This is a genomic window from Fodinicola acaciae, assembly GCF_010993745.1.
GTDB classification, from domain to species: Bacteria; Actinomycetota; Actinomycetes; order Mycobacteriales; family HKI-0501; genus Fodinicola; species Fodinicola acaciae.
This window is the reverse complement of sequence record NZ_WOTN01000002.1, coordinates 118,044-140,135: the sequence shown is the minus strand read 5'-3', so window position 1 is coordinate 140,135 and position 22,092 is coordinate 118,044. Positions and strand designations below refer to the sequence as shown.

Genomic DNA, 22,092 nt, shown 5'->3' with positions numbered 1-22,092 from the left:
CGCGACCCATGGTCTCCAGGTCGCGATCCCGGTATGCCGAGCCAGGCAGTCGGCGCCGTTCAAGTTCTCCACCGACCCCGAGCTGGTCGCCAAGGTCACCGACATCGTCGGGCTGTATCTGGAGCCGCCGCGGAAGGCGATCGTGCTCTGCGTTGATGAGAAGTCGCAGATCCAGGCGTTGGACCGGACCGCACCCACGCTGCCGATGCAGATCGGGATGCCCGAGCGGCAGACCCACGACTACGTGCGCCACGGCACGACAACCCTGTTTGCGGCATTGGAGATCGCGACCGGCAAGGTCACCGGCCTGCGCAAGCCGCGGCACCGTCACCAGGAGTTCCTGGCGTTTCTCAAGCATGTGGCCCGCGCCTACCCAGGCCGCCAACTGCACCTGGTCATGGACAACTACGCCACTCACAAGAAGCAGGAGGTCCGTGACTGGCTGACCGAAAACCCCAGGATCAAGGTTCATTTCACTCCGACCTCGGCCTCGTGGATGAACCTGGTGGAGGTGTGGTTTGGCATCATCGAGCGCCCGGCCATCCGGCGCGACACGTTCCACAGCGTCCAAGAACTCACAACCACGAGCCGGGCCTTCATCAACGGCTGGAACCCGCGAGCCGAGCCGTTCGTGTGGACGAAACCGCCGACAAGTCCTGGCGAAAGCTGTCCGTAAAACAACTTCAAACACGCACCACTAGTGTTGGTGGGAGTTGACACCACCCTGGCGGGCGCGCAAGCGGAGCGAGTCCGAGCAGATTGAGCGGAGGTGGGCGCATGTCGGCGACGAAGCTCCTGGTACTCGGTATCGTGCACCTCTCCGGCGGCGCGCATGGCTACCAGGTGCGGTCCGAACTGCAGAGCTGGGGTGCGGAGAGTTGGGCCAAGATCAAGCCCGGCTCGGTTTATCACGCGCTGAAGAAGGCGGCGGCCGATGGCCTCCTCACCGAGCACGCCGAGCCGGGCAACTCCGGGCCGGAGCGCGTTCTGTACCGCGCGACAGCTCGGGGACGTGACGAGATGGTCGAACTGGTCCGCGACGGTCTGCGGCGCACCCACGACCCGGACATGCTTAACGCGTCCATTGCCATGTTGCCCATGCTGACCAGGACAGATGCCATCGCGCAGGTTAACGAGCGGGTCGGGCGCCTGGAAGCGGAGCTCGTAGAGCAGGCCAAGTGGCGGGAGCACCCCAATAGGGACGCCCCCGAGCACGTCCGCGATCAGGCCGAACTTTGGGCGGGACAGGCACGCACCGAACTGGAGTGGGCGAAGAGCCTGAGCAAACGACTGTCTGAGGGCGCTTACACCATGGCCGATGATCCGGGTTCGTGGCGAACGGTCCCCGATCCCCTCAAGATGCACCTCTAATCAAACTTGACTAGACGTTCCTCCTCGTGCATTCTGGTTAAGTAATCAAACTTGACTAGCTCACCCAGTCCGTTCGCAACACCGAAAGAAGGAATCGAACCTATGGGAAAGTTCGCGATCGAGACGAGAGGGTTGAAGAAGAGCTTCGGCAAGACCCACGCGGTCGCCGGTGTGGATCTAGCCGTGAGCGCCGGTGGCGTGTACGGCGTGCTCGGCCCGAACGGGGCGGGCAAGACCACCACGATCCGCATGCTCGCCACGCTCCTGCGCCCCGACGCCGGAGAGGCGCAAGTGCTCGGCTACGACGTCGTGCGTGATGCGCGTTCGGTACGGACCCGGGTGAGCCTTACCGGGCAGTTCGCGTCGGTCGATGAGGATCTCACCGGGGTGGAGAACCTGTTGCTGCTCGCCAGGCTGCTCGGCTACTCGCGCCCGCGGGGCAGGCGGCGAGCGGCCGACCTGCTCGACGCGTTCGGTCTTGCCGAGGCGGCCGACCGGCAGGTGAAGAAGTACTCCGGCGGGATGCGCCGGCGCATCGACATCGCAGCGAGCCTGGTCGTCCCCCCGGAACTGATCTTCCTCGACGAGCCGACCACCGGGCTCGACCCGCGCAGCAGGAACCAGGTGTGGGAGATCGTCAGGGGTTTGGTCGCCGAAGGCACCACCGTGTTGTTGACCACGCAGTACCTCGACGAGGCCGACCAGCTGGCCGACCGCATCGCGGTGATCGACCGCGGGAAGGTCATCGCCGAGGGCTCCAGCGGCCAGCTCAAGGCATCGGTTGGCGCCGGCTCGCTGCACGTACGGCTACGTGCGCCCGAGCAGCGGGCCGAGGCAGAGCGGGTCCTCGCCGCCGCGCTGGAGGTGCCGGCCGAGCCGTCCGCCGACCCGGTCGCGCTGTCCGCGCGGATCTCCGACCCCGAGCGGGTCGCCCGCGCCCTGGCCGAGCTATCCCGCGGCGGCATCGACGTCACCGAGTTCGCACTCGGTCAGCCGAGCCTGGACGAGGTGTTTCTCGCCCTGACCGGTCACGCCGCCGAGGAGACACCCGAGGAGGATGCCGCATGAGTGCCACGTCCGCGGAGCAGGCGTCCGCGCCGGTCACCGAGGACGCGCTGCGCGGTGTGCTCGTGGCCGGTGAGCGCCCGCCCCGACCCGGTCCGGTGAGCACCTCGTTGACGTTCGGCTGGCGCGCCCTCCTGAAGATCAAGCACGTGCCCGAGCAACTCGTCGACGTGACCATGTTCCCGATCATGTTCACGTTGATGTTCACCTACCTGTTCGGCGGCGCGCTCGCCGGGTCGACGCGGGAATACCTGCAGTTCCTATTGCCGGGCATCCTGGTGCAGGCGAACGTCATGATCACCATGAACACTGGCATTACGCTGAACACCGACATTCAGAAAGGCGTTTTCGACAGGTTCAGGTCGCTCCCGGTGTGGCGACCGTCCCCGCTGGTCGGCGCCCTGCTCGGCGATCTGGTGCGCTACTCGATCGGGTCGGCGATCGTCATCATGCTCGGCCTGGTCCTAGGGTTCCGGCCGGAGGGTGGCGCCGTCGGCGTGGTGCTCTCGGTGGTGCTGCTGCTGGTGTTCTCGTTCTGCCTGTCGTGGCTGTGGACGATGCTCAGCCTGATCCTGCGCACGCCGAACTCGGTGGCGGGGATCAGCATGATGGTGATGTTCCCACTGACGTTCGTGAGCAACATCTTCGTGGACCCGAAGACGATGCCCGGGTGGATGCAGGCGGTCGTCGAGGTCAACCCGATCACCCGCCTGGCGACCGTGGTACGCGGCCTGATGAACGGCTCGGTGCCCGCCGGGGAAATCGGCTGGGTGCTCGTGTGGTCCGTACTTCTCGTCGCGGTCTTCGGTCCCATCACCATGGTCCTCTACCGCAAGAAGAAATAGATCCCGCTGCCGCGAGCACTTGGTCGACATCAACTCCGACAACCCGGCCCACTCGGCCAACGCCATCACCGGTACCAGGCCCGGACACGACAAGGAGAGACGCATGAGCACCATCCCCAAGAACAACTCGGAATCCGTTGCGCACACGCCCGTGCGGGCGAGCAGCATCGGCGTCTGGATTCTGCAAGTCGTGCTGGCGGCGACAATCGCCGGCGGCGGAATCTCGAAGCTCGCCGGCGACCCGGTCATGGTGGACATGTTCGCCGACATCGGGGCTGGCCAGTGGCTGCGATACCTGGTCGGAGCGCTGGAGGTCGCGGGAGGGGTTGGACTTCTGATCCCGGCTCTGGCGGGCCTGGCCAGTCTCGGGTTGGCGGCATTGCTGACCGGTGCTGTCATCACTGATCAGTTCGTGCTCGAGCAGAGCCCTTGGCTGCCGCTCGCCTGTCTCGTCGTGGCGGCCGTGATCGCAAGGGCGCGGTGGTCGCGCACCGAGGCCGTCGTCGGCACGCTGCTCAGGCACTGAGACAAACCTCTCGAACGGAGATGTGAAATGAACGAGATGGCCTTTCGCGTGACATCAAACGATGGCACCACCATCGCCTACGACCGGAAGGGAAGCGGCCCGGCTGTCGTCCTGGTAGGCGGCGGACTGGACGACGGAGCCGAGAACGCTCGCTTGGTACCTGCTCTCGCCGAGCACTTCACGGTTTACAACTATGCCCGTCGGGGACGCGGCGCGAGCGGCTTCACCGAGCCCTACGCCGTGGAAAGGGAGATCGAAGACCTGGATGCGTTGATCGCGGAGGCGGGCGGCTCGGCACACCTGTTCGGGGCGTCCTCAGGTGGCGCGCTGGCGCTGGAAGCCGCCGCGGCAGGGTCAGCCATCGACACGATCGCCGTGTGGGAGGTGCCCTACGCGGTCGGGGACGACATACGCCCGCGATTCGAGGAGTACATCGCAGACACCCGACGCGCCTTCGACGCCGGGCGAGACGAGGAGGTTCTCGAACTGTTCATGCGCATGACCGGCGCCTCCGACGACAACATCGCGGCCAGGAAAACGGCAGGCAAGCAGACGGCGCATTGGGCGGATTCGGTCGCCCTCGCGCCCACGCTGGTCCACGACAGCGTCTTCCTCAACCGCTACCAATTGCCGGCCGATCGACTGGCAACGGTCACCCAACCGGTCCTGGTCACCACCGGAGGACCGATCACGGTCCCCTACATGGCAGGCCTGCCCTCGGACTTCTTCGACCGCGCGGCCGACGAGCTCGCAGACCTACTACCCCACGCTCAACGGGAGACCCTCGAGGGGCCGGATCACGTCGTCGACCCACAGACCGTCGGCCCGTTGTTGCTACGGTTCTTCAGCAGCGAACACTGAGGGGCCCGCGAGGTGCTGCGGGAAGACCGATTAGGCACCGCGCAAGCAGATCTTCGTCGCGCCAGGGACACGGGGCGGACAGGTGGTGTCGAGGTTGATGTCGTCGGCGGCATCACAGGCCTCATCCTGGGCGTGCTCGTCACCAACGTCTTCGTCACCCCCTGCGCGGCACATGATCAGGCACCTCGGTAGGGCCAGTGATTCCGGGCTGTGGTCGCATGCGGTCACCGTTCCCCGGCGGTGGCCCGGTGCCGAAAGTCGTGCCCACGGCGTGCTCATGTCAGGAGTGCCACCGATGACGCAGCCGCGTTCCCGGGTCGACCTGTACGCGGCGATCCGACGGGATGCCCGATCTGGGATGTCCAACCGCGCGCTGCAGCGCAAGCACGGCGTCGGCTTCCGAACCGTGACAGCGGCGCTGGAATCTGCATGGCCGAGGGAGAGAAAGCAACCGCCCAAACGCGACTCACGGCTTGACGCGTACCGAATGGTGATCGACGACCGGCTGCGCTCGGACCTCGACGCGCCGCGGAAGCAGCGACACACGGCGAAGCGGATCTTCGATCGACTGCTTGACGAACATGACGGGCCGGGGTGGTGTCGTACTGGATGGTCCGCGAGTACGTCGCCACCCGACGCCGTGAGATTCGCGTCGAGGTCGGACGGGAACCTGCCAACGCGTTCATCCCACAAGAGCACCTCCCGGGCCGCGAGGACGAGGTTGACTTCGGCGACGTCGCCATCCACCTGCGCGGCGAGCTCGTAACCTGCGCGCTATTCAGCCTTCGGTTCTCCTACTCGGGCAAGGCCGTGCACAGGGTCAGCGCCTCGGCTGGGCAGGAAGCCTTCTTCGAGGGTCACGTCCACGCCTTCAACGTGCTCGGCGGGGTGCCGACCGGGAAGATCCGCTACGACAACCTCAAGGCCGCCGTCGCGAGCGTGATCGGGTTCTCCCGCCAGCGGGTCGAGGCCGACAGGTGGACCGCCGTCCGTTCCCATTACGGCATCGAAGCCTTCTATTGCCAGCCCGGAATCCAAGGTGCGCACGAGACGGGCAGCGTCGAGGGGCAGGTCGGCTGGTTCCGACGCAACCACCTCGTCCCTATCCCCGAGGTCGACTCCCTGGACGAGCTCAACGCTATGGTTGACGCCTGGGACGAAGCCGACGATGCCCGGCGGATCGGGTCCCGCGCCCGCACGGTCGGGAACACTTCGCCACCGAGCAGCCACTCCTCGCGCCCTTCCGACCGAGCCGTTCGAGACCGGCCGCTGGTTCACCCCGCGCGTGGACCGATACGCCCAGGTCACGGTCCGGATGAACAAGCACTCCGTGCCCGCGCGCATGGTCGGCCGTCAAGCCCGGGTGCTCCTGAACGCCAGCAACCTGGTCGTGTTCGACGGCAGGACCGAGATCGCCCGCCACGAACGGCTCATGACCAAGGGCTCGACCCAGGTCGACCTGGACCACTATCTCGAGGTCCTCCTCCGCAAACCGGGCGCGCTACCCGGCGCGAAAGCGCTGGAGCAGGCCAGGGCGTCCGAGCGGTTCACGCCCGTTCACGACGCCTGGTGGGCCGCGGCCTGCAAGGCGACGGTGACGCCCACGGCACCCGTGCCCTCATTGAGGTCCTGATGCTGCACCGGCACCTTCCACACGACCACGTCAGCGGACCACCAGTCCCTGATGAGCGGCGACCGGGCACGCGGAGAAGGCGAGATCCTGCCGTGTGATCGCTGACCGAGCGCCGACTCCGCGCCCACATCCCGGCCGACACTCGGCCGCTGCCGAGCGTGGAGAAGTACGACCAGCTGTTGGCCAGCCGACGTGACACCCCGAACGAAGGAACCGCACCGTGACCACCAAGCGCCGTGGAATGACCGAAGAAGCAGCCGACGCCACGATCGACCAAGCGTGCCGGATGCCGCGAATGCCCACCATCCGCAACTCCTTCACCGACTACGCCGACCGGGCAGGGCGTGAGCAGATGTCTACCGCGGGTTCCTCGCCGAACTATTGCTTGCCGAGTGCGACGATCGCGCCCGACGCCGGTCCGAACGCCGGATCAAGGCCGCCAAGTTTCCCTCGCGAGAAGTCCCTGCGGCCTTCGACTTCGACGCCAACCCCAACGTCGATCCCGCCGTGATCCACACCCTCGCCGAGTGCGAATGGGTCCAGAGGGCACAGCCGCTGTGTCTGATCGGGGACTCCGGCACCGGCAAGTCCCATCTGCTGATCGCACTCGGCACCGAGGCCGCCATGACCGGCTACCGGGTCAAGTACACCCTGGCGACCCAGCTTGCCGCCGCCGCCGCGACCGCCGTCACCGCGGCCAACACCGTTGCCAATACCGAGGCCAGCGCCGATGGCAACGCCGGAGGTGGTGGGTGTTGTGGCCCGTAGCCGGCGCAGGTGGAGGAGAACTTCGGCGCCTCGTCGTACGGAGCCGGTGACCGGGACGCGTTGCCCGCCGAGGCGGTGGCCGCGTCGCTGGGCTGCGGGAACCCGACCGCCGTGGCCGAACTGCGCGAGGGTGAGCGGGTGCTGGACCTGGGCTCTGGCGGCGGGATCGACGTGCTCTTGTCGGCGCGCCGGGTCGGGCCGACCGGCAAGGCGTACGGGTTGGACATGACCGACGAGATGCTGGCCCTGGCGGTGGCGAACGCGGCGAGAGCCGGGGCGAGCAACGTGGAGTTCCTGAAGGGCACGATCGAGGCGATCCCGCTGCCGGCGCACACCATCGACGTGGTGATCTCCAACTGCGTGATCAACCTGTCCGTGGACAAGCCCGCCGTGTTCGCCGAAACCTTCCGGGTCCTTGTATCCGGCGGCCGGACGGTGTCGCTGACGTGGTCGCCGAGAACACGCTGTCAGCCCAGGAACGGGCGACCCGCGACTCCTACGTCGGCTGTATCGCCGGCGCACTGACTTTCGACGAGTATCGCCGCGGCTTGGCCGACGCCGGCTTCACCGATATCGAGATCACCCCGACCCACCAGGTCGCCGACAGGATGCATTCGGCCATCATCCGAGCGACCAAACCTGCCACCACTCCGGACGGCGCGGCGATCGTGGGCGCGACCATCCCGACCAGCTCCACGACCGGCTGCTGTCAGGGCGTGGTCTGGTGCGCATCGCGTCAGCGGCCGAAACTGTAAAGGGTGGACAGGATCAGCGTTCACGCTGAGATGGATCGGGCATGCGCGACGTTCCACCGGCTGACGGACGGCGCCGGTCGCGATGAGCTGCGCCGCCGGTCGGACGGCACTCGGTGGACCAACCGGCAGCTGTTGTTCCACATGCTGCTCGGCTTCCTGATCCTGCCCGCCCTGCTGATGCTTATCCAGGTCTTCAGCCGGTTCCCGGACCGCGTCAGTCGCCGGTTCGCGTGGCTGCTGGACGCCGGCACGGTTCCGTTCGACGCGGTGAACTTCGCCGGCTCCTGGCTGGCCGGTAGCATCCTGCCCCGGCGCTGGATGACCGGCCTGTTCGACCGTACGATCCGCGCGTCCCACCGCCGCCTGGACCGCGAAACCGCGGAGGATCTGGCCCGAGGCATGCATTACCCCACCCGGTGGGATCCGTTCTTCCGCGACTACATGACCACCGCCGACCTCTACCGCTTCGGTGTCCAGCACTTCGACTTCCACCACGAGCAGCTCACCCTCAGCCCGACGCGCTGACCGACCCACCAACCCCTCGTGCCAAGCAACTCGACCAGATAGAACCATTGACGCGGGACATCACCTCAATGATTATTGAGTCAATGTCTATTGAGTGGTCTCAGACGGTGGTGGAGCGGGCGCGGGCGCACGCGGCGCTGGGCGAGCCGGCCCGGCTGGCGATCGTCGACCGGCTGCTGGTCGGGGACGCGTCGCCGACCGAGATCAGCCGCGCCCTGGAGTTGCCAAGCAACCTGCTGGCGCACCATCTCAAGTTGCTCGAGCAGGCCGGTCTCGTGGCCCGGTGCCGCTCCGAAGGCGACCAGCGGCGTACCTACCTGCGGCTGAACTTGGACACCCTGATCAACCTGGGCGCGTTCGGCCCGACTGGAGGGCGGACGGCGCCGCGGGTGGTGTTCGTATGCACCCGCAACTCCGCTCGCTCACCGTTGGCGGCGGCGCTGTGGAAGGGCCGCAGTCGGGTGCCGGTCGCCTCGGCGGGCATCGACCCGGCTGAGCGGGTGGATCCGCGGGCGCTGGACGTGGCTGCCGCACATGGACTGTCCCTGACCGTACGTACCCGGCACGTCGGCGCGGTCGTCCGCGCCGATGATTTGGTGGTCGCGGTCTGCGACGCGGCGCATGAACAGCTTGACTCGCTCCTGGCCGTACCCAGCGATCGGCTGCACTGGTCGGTTCCAGATCCCGCCGGCGCCGGCACTCAGGACGCGTTCGAGTTGGCGCTGAGTGATCTCACCGCCCGGATCGATCGGCTGGTGCCCGTCGTCCAACTACCCAGGAGCCCATGATGAGTCATACCTTCGATCGCGGTGATCTGAGCATCGACCAAAATCTCGCACTGCGTACCGCCGCGCGTCGGCTTGGCGAGGAGTTTGCCGGCACCTTCGCCGCCGAGACCATCGAACGGTTCCTGTGCACCAGCTACGACCAGTTCGCCACCCGTACCACGGTCCCGAATTTTCTGCCGCTGCTGGCGGAACGTTTTGCCCGGCAACGCCTGCATGCCCTGGCCCGCGTCGAGCAGCGAACCACCGACGGGCGGCCGGTCGTGTTGTTCTTGTGCGTCCACAACGCTGGCCGTAGCCAAATGGCGCTCGGCTTTTTCACTCATTACGCCGGCGAGGGCGCCGTCGCTTGGTCGGGTGGTTCCGAACCCGGCCAGCAGATCAATCCGGTCGCCGTCGAGGCGATGCGCGAACGCGGCATCGATATCACCGCCGAATTCCCGAAACCCTGGACCGACGAAATCGTCCGGGCCGCCGACGTGGTGGTCACGATGGGCTGTGGCGATGCCTGTCCGGTGTTTCCGGGCAAACGCTATCTGGACTGGGAGCTGGATGATCCGGCCGGCCAGGGCATCGAGGATGTACGGCCGATCTGCGATGAGATCGAGCGCCGCGTCCGCAGTCTGCTGGCCGACCTGGACGTCCCGGTCCGGTCATGACCGACCCAGTCATGGCCGTCACCGACCTGCCCGCCGGGGCGATCCGACCCCCAGCCGGTTCGACCCGGCGACCGATGGCGCGGGCGGTCGCGGCCGAATTCCTCGGCAGCCTGCTGCTCACCGCCGTCGTGGTCGGCTCCGGCATCGCCGCCCAACACCTCTCCCCGAACGACATCGGGTTGCAGTTGGCCGAAAACGCCGCCGCCACCGGCGCCGGCCTGTACGCGCTGATCCTGATGTTCGCGCCGATCAGCGGCGCGCATTTCAACCCAGCCGTCTCGCTCGCCGCCGCCCTGCTCGGTCAGCTGTCCTGGCGCTACGCAGCCGCGTACTTCCCCGCCCAGGTCTTGGGATGTTTCACCGGCGCGGTGCTGGCCAACGTCATGTTCGGCGGTAGACCGGTCAGCATCAGCATCACCAGCCGGGCCACTTTGCCGCACGGCATCTCCGAAGTCGTCGCCACCGCCGGCCTGCTCCTGGTGATCTTTTCCCTCACCCGTACCGGCCGCGGCCAGTACGCTCCGGCTGCGGTCGGCGCCTACATCGGTGCCGCGTACTTCTTCACCAGCTCCACGAGCTTCGCTAACCCCGCCATCACTGTCGGCCGCATCTTCAGCGACACCTTCGCGGGCATCGCGCCAACCTCCGCGCCGGCCTACGTTCTCGCGCAGCTCGTCGGCACCGCTGTCGCCGTCGCGACGATCCGGGCCATATACCCGGCCGCCAAATAGCGCGAGTCCCCACTAACCCTTCTTGCGGTGTCCAACGGGCAGCTATGCGGGCAATCTGCTGGCATGCTGCTGGTGTGGACGGGGGTGGTGATGGGTCCGACGGGCTCGAGGAGTTAGGCCGGCAGTGGGCGGCCTATCTGGAGCGGAAGGCGGCCTGGTTTGAGGACTTGATGCCGCAGCCGGGCCCGACCCGGTCGGGCCGGTGGCCGTCGCGGCCGTGTGTCGCGTTCGGGGTGGCGGTGGACATTGCGGTGGACATTGCGGCGAACCGGGAATCGTTCCGCCCTGGCGGGGATCGGCCGCCGCGGTTGGAGGTCGTGTCGATGTCTGGAGACGGTTACATTCCGCGGCAGATAAAGAAGTATTTGACCAGCGAGGTCCGGGCTACGCTGCCGGATGACGTCTCGTTGGACGCTGAGCGGCGGATGATCGCCTTCACCGATCTGGCGAAGCTTCCGCCGCCGGCCGGTGAGGACGAGCAACACCCGCTCCGCGGGTACCGGCTGGAGTCGATTGCCGCCGGATTCAAGATTTGTTACCAGTGCCAATTGGCGATGCGTCAGGCCGGCGTGCGGCCGGCCAGCGCGGTGGCGTCACCGCCGCCGGGCTATCCTGCGGTGTTCCCGGCGCAGAAGAGAGGAATGGGTCCGTCGTGGTGAGTCGATTGCGGATGGGCGATCGCGCGTTGGCCGACCGGATCACCGCCGCCGGTCCCGCCGCTCAGCGCCAGGTCGCCGACGACCTGGCAGCCCACGTGCTGAGCGTCGTTCCGATCGCCGGCGCTCAGGAAACGCTGGATGCGCTGCGGGCCGCGCAGTACGGCGATTCGCCCCTGCGGCACTGGCTGGAGTCCCAAGGCGATCAAGCCGACAGCGAACGTCTCGCCGCTGAGGAAGACCTTCAACAAGCGCAACTATATGGTCAAGACACCGCTCCGCTCGATGCGCAGCGGCGGCAGTGGCGCAACACGGCCCGCGCCTACATCCTCGCCTTCTACGCGCTGGATCCCGATCCCGACGAGGCCGCCCAGGAAACCGTGTACGAGGCCAGCTTCATCCTCGACAAGACCGACCTCACTACCCGTGTGCAGGCGTCCCTCAACGCGACGACCTGACCATCACTCCACCGCCGGTCCCGCCGGTTCAGTTGTGCTGCTGGTCGAGACGGTCGGCGACGTACGTCGCCCAGGGTCGGCCGGCCAGGACCGACCATCGGTGCGCTGTGAGAGGCGTCAACCCCAGCAGGTCGGCGGTCACCGCTGGCGGGAGTGTTCCGGCCAGGTGCAACAGGGCGGAGGCGCGATAGTCGGACGGCTGGATCCCCAGACGTTGCAGACGCGTGGTCATCGTCAGGGGCAGGATCGGGCGTCCGGGCCAGACGCCGGGGAACAGCCACGGCCCGGGGTCGGTGCCGCCAGCGGTGGTGCGGTTGTGCCGTTGGTCGACGAGCCGGCGCAGGTGGCCGGCGAACGGTTCGGGGATCTCGATCGGACTCGCGCCGAGGGTGAGCGTGGCCGGCTGGCCCAGGGTCAGGTGGTCCACGGTTAACCGGGTGATCTGGTGCGGTCGTTGACCAAACAGCAGCACCAGGAGACCAGCGACGCGATCGTCGACCTGGTGGCCGTCCCCGTGCAGCAGGTCGCGGGCCAGCGTCCACCGTTGGTCGTCGGACACGGTGTTGCTCGCAGTCGCGCGGGCGGCGCGTTGGTGGGTGATGGTTAGTTTCGGCAGGTGGCCGTGGCGACGGGCCCAGGACAGGAAGGCGCGCAGCTTGTACAGCCGCCCCGTCGATTGACTGTTGCGTCGTAACCTCACAGGAAGCGCCCGGGAGCAGGGTCAGCTTCGGACATGGACTCCTGCCGCCGCGAGTCGCTCCGCGTCGAACTCGGTGGGCCAGCGCGTTGCCGCATCGGCGTGGGCGTCGATCAGCTCGGCTCCGGTCAGATCGCAGCCACTGAAGTCGGTGCCGCACACTGTCGCCGCACGAAGATCGGCGTTTCGCAGGTTCGCTCCCGCAAGGTAGGCGCCGGTCAGATCGGCTTTCGCGAACGAAGCGCCTTCCAGCCAGGTCCTGCGCAGATCGGCCCGGGTAAAGTCGCTTCGGTCGAACCGGCAGCCACGTAGCCAGGATCGGGCCAGATTCGCGTATCGGAAATGGACATCAGTGAAGTGGCCGTGGCTGACCTGGAGCCCACGTAGATCGACGCGTGACAGGTACAGTTCGGCACCTCCCGGCTCCGCCGTCGACATGCGATTGACCGCGAACATCGCTCGAGCCAGCACGATCGCCGCGGCCTGCAGGTCAGCCGCTCGAAACTGCAACCAAGGACGCTCATCTACCTCGACAGTGGGATGGACAGGGCCGTTCACCATGCCGACGTGCCATGGCGCATGATTGCGAATAAACGCGCCCAGGATGAATTGGACCGTGCGGCGATCATTGGACGAATTCCGGGCGATGCGCTCTAGCGCGTAAATGCCGCCAATTCTGATATCCATGTTGTCGCTGCCAACGTGTTCGATGGCCCGGGTGAAACGTTCGGTGATCTGCCCTTCCCTGTTCACCCGTACCTGCCACCAGGTAGCAGCGGCGCCGATCACCACCAACAGACCCGCGAAAGTCTGAAGGAGACTGGCGCGGACGCCGTTTTGCAGTTGCGCCTGCGTCTGCTGGAGCTGGATACGATCAGACGCCCCCGTAACAGCATGCAGCTCTGCCGTGGTTAGGGAGGGGTAGAGCCATCCAGGCAGGACAGCGAGGCAGACAATGACGACCACTCCGAGCAGGCACGCAACGGCGATAGCGATGACGGCCGTACGACGACTCATGCCGATCCCCCGATCGAAGACACATGTCAGGCAACTCATTGACGCGAACCCTATGACACCGGCTCTCGCCTCATGGATGGCCGCGACGGTCGAGTTGGGAAAGGGTGCGTATGCCTTCCATGCGCCGCCTGTCACCCGGCCGCCTTTCACCCCGTTCGCGCCGACCGATGGGATGCGGGAGTCAGCGTCGACAGACGCGGCGGACGGTGAGGGGCTAGGCGCGGCCTTGAGCCGAGCGGGACGCCGGCCGATACTGTCGGGCCTGAGCGCGGCGGCGACCGCCTGGCCGTGGCCGGAGCGATCTTGCGACGGCTGGCCGTCGTCGGCGCCCGGAACAGCCTCTGCTGGGTCGTCGTTGACGGGCACTGGCTCGACGCACCCGCACCGGAGGCGCCGATAGCTGGACGTTATGACACCAGCCGCCCGTACAGGTCACCAAATGGACGCACGTCTCGTCCGCGACTGGCGCGGGCGGTACAAGCCATGTCGCCGCCAGCTCCCCCACAGGCTCGATGCGATCAGCGCGACGCCGATCCCACCGAGGACGCCGGCCATCATCAAAGTCATCCCGGTCGCCACCATCAACAGTAACGGACTAAGGCGTTATGCAATAGGCTATCGGGTAGCCCGCTCTATGACTCTAGCGGGAAATCGCTCAATGAGTCCTTGGAATTGTCGAAGCTTCTCACGCCAATCCGAAGCTTATCGGTGCGATATGGTCCACATTAGCGGACCGACTACTTAGTCCAGACCCTCAACACCTCTATGCCTCCGACTCGGAGTAAATTATCGTCGGCGATCGCCAACAAGGCAACCTCGCATTGCTCCGGCGCGGATTCGACACACACGCGCTTTCCACCACCGCCTGCCGCGACCCTTAAGGTCGAACCTTGGCGCCAGTCATCTGCTCTGACTGTTGGGGATTAGCCACCCATTCAATGATCACTACGGCTGCCGGATCTTCGATCTATCACGACCTGCCCGTCCGTCGATCACGGCGTCGTGATCTCCGGTCAGCGTCGCATGTCTCGCAGCAACACCGTCCAACTGATGCAGGTCTGACGTGCGGCCCTAATCTAGACCGTGGACCAAGCGTGCTTCGTTGTGGACCTTCGCGGCCTCACCGAGCAACCGCTTGCGAAACTGAAGCGCCTGATCACTGACGTCAGTGATCAAAACCGCGGCGTGACCGATAAGAACGGCGCTGCCCAGGCATGCAACGTCGAGAGTAAGGCCGAGCATCTCAACGCTGAGTTCGTTGCCCTCCAAGAGCCCTCCACGTACTCGCACGGCGTGCAAGAGCCCGACCGGAGTGCTGTGTGTCGTCTGACTTAGCAGTGTGTACGCCACTTGCAGCCACCCGGGCTCAGGGTACGGGGCTCCCATCGCCCGTAGCATGCTGGATATGGACGGCAACGGCGTCCTGTTCTTCGCGATCTCGTCGGTGGGCGTCACAATTTTGACGTTCTCAGGTAGCGCCAGAATGTTTTCGGCATCAGCCCTCCTAATCCCGCTCCCCACCAGAGTGTTGACTGTCCTCTTTCTTCGAGCACGATACTCATCGAAGAACTGTTTGGCCCGGGCTTCGAATGCCGCCTCATTGGGAATTGAGATCCGCCACACGAGGCGAGCTGCTTCTTCCAAGAGCATTCTTGCAGCAAAGACCGCAATCACGGCAGAGCCGGGCCTATTATAGGTCGACATCACCGTCTGAAGACTGGAATGTGCGCCCCCGAAGGCGAGGATTGCATGAAGCGATGGCTCGCCATAGTCGTGCGGTCTGATAGGCATGCTTCGCGCCAATGAAAAGTACGCCTCCGCAGCTGATGCTACGTCGTCGGCTGTATTTACGTCTGGCAATATGTCTTCTTGAGCGACGATAGCCGCACCACGGATGATCCCTAGAGGTCGCGTGACGGGAACTCGACTCTTTCTAGCTTGTCCTTGCGTCCGCTTGGACGGATTTAGCCGGTGTATCCGAGTTGCGACCGAGGCGACTTCCTCGGTACAGTCGATGGCCGTTTGCAAGAAGGTCTCCTTCGGTACGTCCGCTGGCCACTGCTCCGGCGCCACAGTCACAGTTCCTAGCAAGGTTGCTATGACACCAATCGCCGAGACATGCATGAATAGTGCCTCATGGTCGGGCCGCAGGTCATGGCCTGGCGTGCCGTCGGCGGTGAGGCTGCTCTGCAAACCGAGGTAATTTCCATGACCAGCGTGTGCGAGAACCATCACGGCGCCGCGTAAGCCCGGCACATCAAGCAGCATCCGAACTCGCCGAAGCAGCGGTTCTTGTGGGCGCCCTGGCCACACTAATGATTCATCGGATGGACTCCCTTGGAGAAAATCTTCTAACAGCTCATTCTCATCCGGTATTGGCGCAACGTCGAGCCAACTCATCGATTGGCCAGTCAAGTCCGCGAGGTCAGGCAATGGCATCAGCCAACGATTGAGGATCGGGCAGCTTGCATCAGCCTCCTCGAGGAGGACACAGATACGGTTTCGCTCCTGGAGGAGGTTTCCAAGCAAGGCGCGACTCCGTTCAGGTTGTTCGCCGATCCATAGCCAACGCAGACCGTCCACGAATAGACTCCGTGCCATCGATCCCATGACCGTCCCCCCAACCCAGCCCCAATCATGGAATCCGCGCAGTCATAGCGCTGCCGTGCGAACATAAACGTAAGGCCCACCAGAAAGCGATCGGCTGATACATCGAGATGGTAGTCAATAGGCAATGTATCTAGATGAAGCCGGAGCGAACGCGTCGCCATGCGAAGAGCGAGCACATCCGCTGAGGGCGTCCGCCCGTCAGGACGTGCCTCGTCACCTGCATTCATCGATTCATCCTCTTGCACGTCGACTAGTCGGCCATGGCCCGATCTGAGCATCTCTGTATTTCATTCGCGACGGACTTCTGCAGCTCCGGCGCCTGTGCCTCCTGACGGACCGCTACTCAAACCATTGGCGGTCGAATCCCAGTCGCAAGGAGCCGAACGAGGGCGCGAACGCGCTCCTCGTCAGTGCCACGATGCCCCTCGAGGAGCTGCTGCGCGGCGGCAACCTGTCGCCGGTTGAGGCGTGGTGTCCTGCTCTCGAACCTCCTCACTGTCGATCTGACAACCGTTAGCTGCTCTCTGAGTGGGAGCTCCATTAATCCAACAACGAGTCCCACCGGAACTTCGAATCGATCTGGCTGGCTCAGCTCCGCGTAACGGATGACGGCATGGCTCATCGCCTTCGCGAGACCTCGACGAGTGGAACTTAGCCCTAGTAGGGTCGCCGTCAGCGCTGCAATACAGACCGTGCCAATGCTCGCTAACGCGGGGGCAAATCCGACCTCCTGGCCAAGGAGATAGACACCTCCGGCACAGACGACTGCGATGTACGCCGCCATACCGTACCGGTCGAAGAGAAGTCGAGGAGTCACTACATCCACCAATCAGATAAGGGCATGTAGACCAACAAGCACGGATACAGACGTGACAACGATCGCGGCTACGTTCGGAAGAATGATGCCGCGCCAAGCACGGAGCCTGTGCGGCGCTGTCGATTCATATCCCCACGACTTCACCGCGTGAATCAAGCCTGCTACCCCGAAACCCATGAACGCTAAATCAAGGATCTGATTCTGGGTCACGCTGCCGTCGCCAGCCTCTCGCCACAACAGCACGAGTGCAGTGATAATGCCTCCGCCGACCCAGTCGTGCCAGAACAAATAGTCGTCGCGAGACCATCGCGCAGTCCCGTTGTGCCGAGCAACCCACGCCAGGTATTTCTGAAATCCGGACGATGCCAGCGCCACCGCCAGCGGGCCAGCGATAAGTGTGAAGCTTGCGACGTTCACGAAGCCCTCCAGTCGTGCTGGTCGAGCTAGGGCTTGATCGGCCAGTCGGGTAAATGGTCCCGCGACCACCGCACCGCACACCTGGTGTTTTCAGCAAGCCGACCTTTCACCGTTCCAGCCTAACCGGACGAACGAGAGGCGCGACGATTTCTTTTGGCGGTGGTCGGCATCTTGAAACTCATTCCCAGCCAGCCAATCATCCCCAAGCACTAGGGCACCTCGGAGGGCTCGGAGGACGGCCAAAATGTGCGCACGTGATCGACCCTCCCGATCTACGGCTCACCGTTGATCACGTGTGCGGTGGCGAAGGTGTGACGATCCAGACACAGCCCATGTCGGCGTAGTAGTCGTAGAGTTCGTCTCACCGGTAGTCGGATTTTGCTGCGTGGGCTTTGAGGTTTGACGTGCGATGGCGCAAGCCGTCCGTCTGTCGGATCAATCCCGAGCGACGAGGTCATTCAGGCAGTTAGGACAGATTCCATCGTCGGGATCCAGCGTCGGTGTTCCGCAGCGTCCACATGATCCGAGGCGCTTATTAGTGGAGAACCCGCAGTAGAAACAGGCAGCGGTGAGGTAGGTGTTGGGATCGTTGCGGGTGGCCACCATTACAAGGGCCGCGAACTCACACTCTGGACACGTTGCGATCGGCAAGCCGCCGCCGTCCTTGACCGCGACATGTCTGGATTCGCCAAGAACGTTCTCGACGTACTCGACGGCCGTCGCCAGCTGATCCTCTTGGCTCCAGTCGCGACCGCAGAAGTGGCAACGTGAGGACCCCTCATGAGGCAGGAACGTCCACGCCATTTGAAGGCAATCCGGGCAATGAATCACGATGCCCGACCATGCATCCAATTCGGGACCGATTCGAGTCAACCGCGCCCAGCTAACGGCAGCAATCGAGGTCAGAGCCCCACGGATAAGCCCTTCAGCTCTATCTAGGTGGGCGACCTCCTGCTCCGGTGCGTCCGGCGTGAGATGTCGCTGGATGAACTGAGACAACACATCCAGTGCCGCGGCAGCGCGAGTGGCAACAACCTCATGATTGCTGGTCGAACCAAAGTGTTGAAGTTTGTTCCGCTCTTTGCTCAGAAAATTCAGGGCACCACGCTCTTTGTCCGCCAGCTGTATCCCGGCAACCCGGTCGAGGCGTTTGAGCGCCGCGCTGAGGCTCACACTGCGGAAATCGCCCTGCCTGAACTTGTTCAGGTCGACGCTGTAGGGATCATCGAAGACGTGTTTGATCCCTTCGCGCTGCAACCGCACCTTCACCAAAATCTCGATCGCAGCTTGCAGATGCAGGACTGCGTACTTCAAGTTTCGCGGATCTTGGGAATCGGCGAGATTGGAGATCGCGCTATCGAGAAAGTCGACCCCGTTGACAATGGGGTTGAACTCCAGAACCTTCCCGGAGAGCGTTGAATCTCTAGCCTCACCCATCAAGCATGCTCCCTCCACCGTAGATCGTACGCCGAACGATGGCTCCTTCAGGCCAGGCGACTAGTGCGAGAGCAGATGTGGCAGTCGAGATTCTGTCGAGCACGCTGATGGATCCGCTGCCCGCTGCGCGGGAAGTGCAGCAGGGAGTGCTCCCCGTCGTCAGTGTGAAGATTGGTGACAGCGAGCATGAAGTGGTTGACGGCTTCGCCGGCGGCGAGGCTGTTGAGAGCGATCACGCTGGGTGCGGGGACTTCGTTGAGGTAGCGGGCTTGCTGCTGGACGTTGTCTGGCAGCATGTCCAGCGCCAGTTCGGTCGGGTCGATCAGGCCGTTGCACCACATGCAGCCGTTTCCCGGGATCAGCTGGCGAACGGCGACGTGGATCCGGCCGATCCTCCCGGATGCGTCGACCGGAATCTTGACGCCCGCCTGCGTCGCAGGGATGAGGTATCGGTGAACGGTCTGATCGACCCAGTGCCGGGCGGCGTTGGTGTCAGCGGCGAGGAAGATCCAGTCGCAAGCCGCGATGGCCTGCCGGGCGTCGGGATGCTGGACGTGCTCGGGCACAACGGTCAGAGCAGCCGCGGGATTGACGCGTCGGGCGTTGCGGGCGGCGAGGTCGGTCTTGAGCTTGCCGATGTCGTCCAGTTCCGCCGCGACGAGCCGCGGCAGGTTTGTCCCGTCGACGATGTCGCGGTCGATCAGGACAAGATGGTCAACGCCGAGCCTCGCGAGCAGTTCGACGATAAGGCTGCCGACGCCGCCGAGTCCGATGACCGCGACTCGCATCCGCCCGAATGCTTGCTGGCCACGGTCCCCAAACAGCCGGGCCTGCCGATCGTGGCGGGTGTCGCTGGACGCAGCCGAGGCTGTCGCAGGGGTGAGGCGGATCAGGTTTCCGCTGGGGATGATGACCTCGGTCAACCGGGCGCGCGTCCCGTCTGGGAGCCAGAGGTCCCCGGCTGCTGCCTGCGGCGTGAAGACCAACCCGCCAACGACCTGCCCGGTGATCTTGCGAAGGGCTGGGTAACCGCGTTCATGGCTGGCGAGGTCAACGCGGGAGAACTCGACCGTCGTGGTGCCGAAGTGGTTGTGGACCGGGAGGTAGGCGAGCTTCTCGTCACGAGCGCGCAGCGCCACGTCGCGTACGAACTCCGCCTTGAGGGCGCGGTACCCGGTAGTGCCCTCGACGTAGTCGATGCCGTCGACGGCAAGGATGAGTTCTCGAGCAAGCAGCCGGGGACCGCGAGGCCCTTCGGCTCGGTCGGCGAGGATGACGGCACCGTGTTCATCGTCGTCGGGTCGGAACAGGTGCCCTTGGAGTTCAGCCCAAAGCCGGGGCGGAAGGGTGAGGCTCCACCCTGGCGAGGGCGGCTTCACTTCGTGGTGAACCACGTGATCACTTTCTCTGCTTTGAGGGCGGCGTTGTCGATCGCCGGGTTCCACCGGTTGGAGCGGCGCGACAGCTGCAGGGCCTGCCGTCCGCACCAGTCCACCGGCTGTACCGCATCACCGAGGGGCTGACCGTCTGCCGGGACGACGCGTCCGATGTAGTGCGGATAGACGTCGGCGTGGGGGTAGGCGGCGCTGATGTGGAAGCCGAGCCAGGTCGTGCTGGGGATGAAGCGGTCTCCGAGGTCGACGTGGTCAACGATGACCGTGGCGCCGCCGGCGCCGTCCGGGAGGACCTCGACCGGTTTCCCGGCGAAGTGGGCCTGGACGGCGGCGACGGCTGTCACGACTGCGTCGCTCGGCTCGGTCATGAGTTCTCGTCCGTGGCGACGGCGATGAACTCCTCGCCCTCGTGAACGGTGATGACTTCGTCGTTGCCGACGACGTCGTAGTGGTGGCCACGCTTGACCGACAGTTGGAAGTCCTGCTGGAGGTCGGCTCCTTGCTCGACGGCCGCAGCCTTGATCTGCGTTCCGGTCATCCGCCTGTCGGTCAGAATTACCGGGTCGCCGTTAACGGTGACGGTGATCCGGGTCGGGGGCCGTCCGTGCTGGTCGGTGGCGTCACGCTCACTGGTGATGGGCATTGTGGAGTCCCTCCATGTGTCAGGGTCTGGACAGCATCTTCCGATGTAAGGTGTGCCTATCTTCTCTCAATGTTCGAGATGTCGAGCATTAAACGGAGGATAGCATGAATGCTCGCTATGTCGAACAATGAGCGACAGGTGACAGGACCCGCGAAGAACAGGAGCCCGAGGTGGCCAATGCGAGCATCGACGTGATCGCCCTCCACGGGGCACTGGACGCAGCCAGGGAGGCCAAGCGGTTGTCGTGGCGTCAGCTGGCGAAGCTCCTCGACGTCAGCCCGTCGACCATGTCGCGGCTGGCGAACGGGAAGAACCCGGATGTCGACGCGTTCGCGACGATGGTGCGTTGGCTTGAGGTGCCGGCCGAGAAGTTCATGGTTGACGACGAGGAACTGCAAAGACGGACGGCCGAACCACCGGACTTGGTAGCCCAGCTGGCTCCATTGCTGCGAGCGCGCCCGGATCTAGAGCCGGAGGACGTTGAGCACTTGGAGGAGTTGATCGGCTCGGCGGCGCGACGCTTCAGGGCCGACCGAGCGAGAAGGGCAGACTGAGCAGTGGGTGCGCGGTGGACTCAGGCCGCGATGCGGATCGTGGCCGAGGAGGAACGAGCCGGGCTCGAGTTGTGCGTACTGGAACCGCTGGATCCGTATCGTCTAGCTGACGAGCACGGCATCCCGGTGTATCCGCTCGAGGAACTCGAGGACGGCCCCCGCGCGCAAGCCGCTATCCACCATTTCACGTCGGTGCGCTCGACCATGTGGTCCGCTGCGCTCATTCCAATGGGAAGTAGCCGGCTCATCATCGAGAACACCGCCCATCCCGTGACCAGGCGTCGCGCCAGCCTGGCACACGAAATGGGCCATCATCTGCTCGAGCACGAATTCGCTGAAATGCTGCTGACCGAGGACGGCTGCCGGCGTTTCGACCAGGCACGGGAGAATGAGGCCAAGTTCCTCTCGGGGCAGCTGCTGATCTCTGATGCGGCGGCGAGGCGGGCAGCGTTCGACGGGAAGAACAACGCTCAGGTGGCTGCCACGTATGGGGTGAGTGAGCAGTTCGCCCAGATGCGAATGTCCGGAGCGCGTGTGATGGCTCAACGCGCCCTCGCCAAGCAAGCCCGCCCGCGATGAGGACCTGCAACGGTGGAGTGCATCTCGGGACGCGGACCGCCGCTGCGGCCAGCCGGGCCCCGCTCCCTCCTGACGCCAGGCTAGAAACGTGCCCAGAACGTGCCCAGACGCTCCGAGACAGCATGATACTCAGCGGTACTGGCTGAAACGGCAACTCCGACGAACGTCGCACAACATGGACTGAGCAGTACAGATTGACATGGGTTGAACAGCATTCCTTTCGGCTGAAAATCGGAAGGTCGGCGGTTTCACCCGTTGCGCTCATAATCCGACGCGGCGTCCCTCCCAC

The 22,092-nt window shown here is 64.8% G+C and carries 23 protein-coding genes and 3 pseudogenes; 18 read left to right on the top strand and 8 right to left on the bottom strand.

What is annotated here, in order from left to right:
- Positions 1-58 precede the first annotated feature (58 nt).
- From GNX95_RS15890 to GNX95_RS15815, 16 genes and pseudogenes are all read left to right on the top strand, one after another.
- Positions 59-701 (top strand): annotated as a pseudogene (locus GNX95_RS15890) (IS630 family transposase); the annotation flags it as partial.
- Between the two features lie 76 nt (positions 702-777).
- On the top strand, positions 778-1,371 hold the full coding sequence (locus GNX95_RS15885; protein WP_163508199.1) for a PadR family transcriptional regulator: 594 nt from the start codon (positions 778-780) through the stop codon (positions 1,369-1,371).
- A gap of 102 nt (positions 1,372-1,473) precedes the next feature.
- The gene (locus tag GNX95_RS15880) at positions 1,474-2,439 is read left to right on the top strand and encodes an ATP-binding cassette domain-containing protein (protein WP_163508198.1); all 966 of its coding nucleotides are present in this window, start codon (positions 1,474-1,476) and stop codon (positions 2,437-2,439) included.
- Positions 2,436-3,281: an ABC transporter permease gene (locus tag GNX95_RS15875; RefSeq protein ID WP_163508197.1), complete on the top strand. Its 846-nt coding sequence runs from the start codon at positions 2,436-2,438 to the stop codon at positions 3,279-3,281. Before GNX95_RS15880 ends, GNX95_RS15875 begins: the two co-directional genes overlap by 4 nt.
- Positions 3,282-3,384: 103 nt before the next feature.
- Positions 3,385-3,807, top strand: a complete 423-nt coding sequence (locus GNX95_RS15870) for a DoxX family protein (protein WP_163508196.1) — start codon at positions 3,385-3,387, stop codon at positions 3,805-3,807.
- A 27-nt stretch (positions 3,808-3,834) separates the two neighbouring features.
- Positions 3,835-4,668: an alpha/beta fold hydrolase gene (locus tag GNX95_RS15865; protein WP_163508195.1), complete on the top strand. Its 834-nt coding sequence runs from the start codon at positions 3,835-3,837 to the stop codon at positions 4,666-4,668.
- A 295-nt stretch (positions 4,669-4,963) separates the two neighbouring features.
- A pseudogene (istA, locus tag GNX95_RS15860) lies at positions 4,964-6,525 on the top strand (IS21 family transposase).
- 17 nt (positions 6,526-6,542) lie between these two features.
- Positions 6,543-6,967 (top strand): annotated as a pseudogene (locus GNX95_RS43215) (ATP-binding protein); the annotation flags it as partial.
- Between the two features lie 111 nt (positions 6,968-7,078).
- Positions 7,079-7,594, top strand: a complete 516-nt coding sequence (locus GNX95_RS43210) for a methyltransferase domain-containing protein (protein WP_163508076.1) — start codon at positions 7,079-7,081, stop codon at positions 7,592-7,594.
- Positions 7,516-7,824: a class I SAM-dependent methyltransferase gene (locus GNX95_RS43205; RefSeq protein ID WP_163508075.1), complete on the top strand. Its 309-nt coding sequence runs from the start codon at positions 7,516-7,518 to the stop codon at positions 7,822-7,824. The genes GNX95_RS43210 and GNX95_RS43205 overlap by 79 nt, the downstream gene beginning before the upstream one ends.
- A 30-nt stretch (positions 7,825-7,854) precedes the next feature.
- Positions 7,855-8,349 (top strand): DinB family protein, encoded by a 495-nt coding sequence (locus GNX95_RS15840; protein WP_163508194.1) that lies wholly within the window; start codon positions 7,855-7,857, stop codon positions 8,347-8,349.
- An 83-nt stretch (positions 8,350-8,432) separates the two neighbouring features.
- On the top strand, positions 8,433-9,137 hold the full coding sequence (locus GNX95_RS15835) for an arsenate reductase/protein-tyrosine-phosphatase family protein (RefSeq protein ID WP_163508193.1): 705 nt from the start codon (positions 8,433-8,435) through the stop codon (positions 9,135-9,137).
- Entirely contained in the window at positions 9,137-9,793 is a 657-nt protein-coding gene (locus GNX95_RS15830) for an arsenate reductase ArsC (protein ID WP_163508192.1), read from the top strand. The genes GNX95_RS15835 and GNX95_RS15830 overlap by 1 nt, the downstream gene beginning before the upstream one ends.
- 11 nt (positions 9,794-9,804) lie before the next feature.
- Positions 9,805-10,524 (top strand): MIP/aquaporin family protein, encoded by a 720-nt coding sequence (locus tag GNX95_RS15825; protein ID WP_163508191.1) that lies wholly within the window; start codon positions 9,805-9,807, stop codon positions 10,522-10,524.
- Between the two features lie 74 nt (positions 10,525-10,598).
- The gene (locus GNX95_RS15820) at positions 10,599-11,183 is read left to right on the top strand and encodes a hypothetical protein (RefSeq protein WP_163508190.1); all 585 of its coding nucleotides are present in this window, start codon (positions 10,599-10,601) and stop codon (positions 11,181-11,183) included.
- Between the two features lie 11 nt (positions 11,184-11,194).
- Positions 11,195-11,638, top strand: a complete 444-nt coding sequence (locus GNX95_RS15815; RefSeq protein ID WP_163508189.1) for a hypothetical protein — start codon at positions 11,195-11,197, stop codon at positions 11,636-11,638.
- Between the two features lie 28 nt (positions 11,639-11,666).
- Here GNX95_RS15815 and GNX95_RS15810 read toward each other — a convergent pair whose 3' ends face one another.
- From GNX95_RS15810 to GNX95_RS15775, 8 genes are all read right to left on the bottom strand, one after another.
- On the bottom strand, positions 11,667-12,197 hold the full coding sequence (locus tag GNX95_RS15810; RefSeq protein ID WP_163508188.1) for a hypothetical protein: 531 nt from the start codon (positions 12,195-12,197) through the stop codon (positions 11,667-11,669).
- A gap of 162 nt (positions 12,198-12,359) precedes the next feature.
- Entirely contained in the window at positions 12,360-13,718 is a 1,359-nt protein-coding gene (locus tag GNX95_RS15805) for a pentapeptide repeat-containing protein (RefSeq protein ID WP_163508187.1), read from the bottom strand.
- Positions 13,719-14,423: 705 nt separating this feature from the next.
- Positions 14,424-15,935: a hypothetical protein gene (locus tag GNX95_RS15800; RefSeq protein ID WP_163508186.1), complete on the bottom strand. Its 1,512-nt coding sequence runs from the start codon at positions 15,933-15,935 to the stop codon at positions 14,424-14,426.
- 856 nt (positions 15,936-16,791) lie between these two features.
- Entirely contained in the window at positions 16,792-17,196 is a 405-nt protein-coding gene (locus tag GNX95_RS15795; RefSeq protein WP_163508185.1) for a hypothetical protein, read from the bottom strand.
- Between the two features lie 435 nt (positions 17,197-17,631).
- Positions 17,632-18,633, bottom strand: coding sequence for a hypothetical protein (locus GNX95_RS15790; RefSeq protein WP_163508184.1), 1,002 nt, complete (start codon positions 18,631-18,633; stop codon positions 17,632-17,634).
- Between the two features lie 47 nt (positions 18,634-18,680).
- Positions 18,681-20,027: a ThiF family adenylyltransferase gene (locus tag GNX95_RS15785; protein ID WP_222853693.1), complete on the bottom strand. Its 1,347-nt coding sequence runs from the start codon at positions 20,025-20,027 to the stop codon at positions 18,681-18,683.
- Positions 20,009-20,395, bottom strand: coding sequence for a hypothetical protein (locus GNX95_RS15780; RefSeq protein WP_163508183.1), 387 nt, complete (start codon positions 20,393-20,395; stop codon positions 20,009-20,011). The genes GNX95_RS15785 and GNX95_RS15780 overlap by 19 nt, the downstream gene beginning before the upstream one ends.
- Positions 20,392-20,670 (bottom strand): multiubiquitin domain-containing protein, encoded by a 279-nt coding sequence (locus GNX95_RS15775; RefSeq protein ID WP_163508182.1) that lies wholly within the window; start codon positions 20,668-20,670, stop codon positions 20,392-20,394. The genes GNX95_RS15780 and GNX95_RS15775 overlap by 4 nt, the downstream gene beginning before the upstream one ends.
- A 170-nt stretch (positions 20,671-20,840) precedes the next feature.
- Here GNX95_RS15775 and GNX95_RS15770 point away from each other — a divergent pair, with 170 nt between their 5' ends.
- Both GNX95_RS15770 and GNX95_RS15765 read left to right on the top strand, forming a co-directional pair.
- Positions 20,841-21,224, top strand: coding sequence for a helix-turn-helix domain-containing protein (locus GNX95_RS15770; RefSeq protein WP_163508181.1), 384 nt, complete (start codon positions 20,841-20,843; stop codon positions 21,222-21,224).
- Between the two features lie 30 nt (positions 21,225-21,254).
- Positions 21,255-21,803, top strand: a complete 549-nt coding sequence (locus GNX95_RS15765) for an ImmA/IrrE family metallo-endopeptidase (RefSeq protein ID WP_222853692.1) — start codon at positions 21,255-21,257, stop codon at positions 21,801-21,803.
- Positions 21,804-22,092 lie beyond the last annotated feature (289 nt).

Bases quoted from the DNA above. Each gene is read 5' to 3' on its own strand.
- GNX95_RS15885 (WP_163508199.1), top strand. From the start codon at position 778: ATGTCGGCGACGAAGCTCCTGGTACTCGGTATCGTGCACCTCTCCGGC.
- GNX95_RS15880 (WP_163508198.1), top strand. From the start codon at position 1,474: ATGGGAAAGTTCGCGATCGAGACGAGAGGGTTGAAGAAGAGCTTCGGC.
- GNX95_RS15875 (WP_163508197.1), top strand. From the start codon at position 2,436: ATGAGTGCCACGTCCGCGGAGCAGGCGTCCGCGCCGGTCACCGAGGAC.
- GNX95_RS15870 (WP_163508196.1), top strand. From the start codon at position 3,385: ATGAGCACCATCCCCAAGAACAACTCGGAATCCGTTGCGCACACGCCC.
- GNX95_RS15865 (WP_163508195.1), top strand. From the start codon at position 3,835: ATGAACGAGATGGCCTTTCGCGTGACATCAAACGATGGCACCACCATC.
- GNX95_RS15840 (WP_163508194.1), top strand. From the start codon at position 7,855: ATGGATCGGGCATGCGCGACGTTCCACCGGCTGACGGACGGCGCCGGT.
- GNX95_RS15835 (WP_163508193.1), top strand. From the start codon at position 8,433: ATGTCTATTGAGTGGTCTCAGACGGTGGTGGAGCGGGCGCGGGCGCAC.
- GNX95_RS15830 (WP_163508192.1), top strand. From the start codon at position 9,137: ATGAGTCATACCTTCGATCGCGGTGATCTGAGCATCGACCAAAATCTC.
- GNX95_RS15825 (WP_163508191.1), top strand. From the start codon at position 9,805: ATGGCCGTCACCGACCTGCCCGCCGGGGCGATCCGACCCCCAGCCGGT.
- GNX95_RS15815 (WP_163508189.1), top strand. From the start codon at position 11,195: ATGGGCGATCGCGCGTTGGCCGACCGGATCACCGCCGCCGGTCCCGCC.
- GNX95_RS15790 (WP_163508184.1), bottom strand. From the start codon at position 18,633: ATGGGTGAGGCTAGAGATTCAACGCTCTCCGGGAAGGTTCTGGAGTTC.
- GNX95_RS15780 (WP_163508183.1), bottom strand. From the start codon at position 20,395: ATGACCGAGCCGAGCGACGCAGTCGTGACAGCCGTCGCCGCCGTCCAG.
- GNX95_RS15775 (WP_163508182.1), bottom strand. From the start codon at position 20,670: ATGCCCATCACCAGTGAGCGTGACGCCACCGACCAGCACGGACGGCCC.
- GNX95_RS15765 (WP_222853692.1), top strand. From the start codon at position 21,255: ATGCGGATCGTGGCCGAGGAGGAACGAGCCGGGCTCGAGTTGTGCGTA.